General features: G+C 77.3%; 2 protein-coding genes. Both read right to left on the minus strand.

Going from position 1 to position 983, the window contains the following annotated elements:
• Nucleotides 1-64: 64 nt before the first annotated feature.
• Nucleotides 65-370 (minus strand): hypothetical protein, encoded by a 306-nt coding sequence (locus ABD067_RS25650; protein WP_343898276.1) that lies wholly within the window; start codon nucleotides 368-370, stop codon nucleotides 65-67.
• 182 nt (nucleotides 371-552) lie between these two features.
• Nucleotides 553-983 (minus strand): type II secretion system protein GspM (gene gspM / locus ABD067_RS25655; RefSeq protein ID WP_343898277.1); only part of this gene is annotated, 431 nt, incomplete at its 5' end.

The following is a 983-nucleotide window of genomic DNA, read 5'->3' on the forward strand; positions in this document are numbered from 1 at the left end:
TCGCCATGGGGGCGCCGCTGCTCCGCCGCGTCGCCCGCCGCCGACCGTCCAACGGACGCTGAGTTCAATGGCGCGACATTCCCCCCGCCGCGCGCGCGCGGACCGGCAAATGCAGCACCTTGTCGCCACGGCTGAGCCGGACGCCATCGGCGCTGATCGCCGCCACGAGCCAGCCGTCGACTTCCTCGCCCTCCGCGGCCCGCACGGTCCGCTCGTCCGCGAGGCGCAGCAACGCCACCGCGCCGGCGGACCGCAGCACCACGCCGCTCGCCGCGAGGGGCGGCGGCGGCTCCGGCGGTGCCTCCACCACGCGCGCCGGCGCTGCAACCGCGGGAGGGCGGCGGCCAAGCGTGAACAGCGGTCGTTCCACCTGTTCCGCCCAAGGCCCGGATGGCGTCTCCGGAAGGCTGATGGCCGGGACCGGGGGAGGAGCCTCTTGGCCGGACGCCAGCCGCGCAAGGGTCGGCGGCGGGGCGCGCACCGCCCGGTCATCGTCCACGGCCGCCCAGGCCAGCCCACCGCAGCACAACAGCAACGCGGGCAGCCGCGCCCTCACGGCGCCGCCATCCCGCGCAGGCCGCGCAGCTCCACTTGCACCTCCAGCAACGGCTGGCCGCCGCGGACCGCGGCGTTGGCCAAGGCCAGCGCCTGCACTTGCAAGGGCATCCGCCCGGTTTCCAGTTCCGCGAGCAGGTCGCGCAACCCTCGGGCGCCCACTTGCAGCTTCGCCCGCACGCCCACCATCCCGTCCCCCGTCCGCGCCTCCGGCAAGGTTTCGATGCTTTGCGCCGCGCCGCCGTGCCGCGCCGCCGCTTCCCGCAGCCGCCGCTGCAACGCAGCCCCGGCCAAGGCGTGGCTGGCGCCCGGAACGCCTTCCGCCCCGTCTGCCAGCGCTGCCCGGAGCGCCGCCGCCTCGCCGCCCAGCACCGGGCCGTGCGCCGCCACGGCCGAGGCCCGCGCTTCCAGCGCCAGCGCCCGCTCGG

Origin of the sequence: Craurococcus roseus (assembly GCF_039523795.1) — a bacterium.
GTDB classification, from domain to species: domain Bacteria; phylum Pseudomonadota; class Alphaproteobacteria; order Acetobacterales; family Acetobacteraceae; genus Craurococcus; species Craurococcus roseus.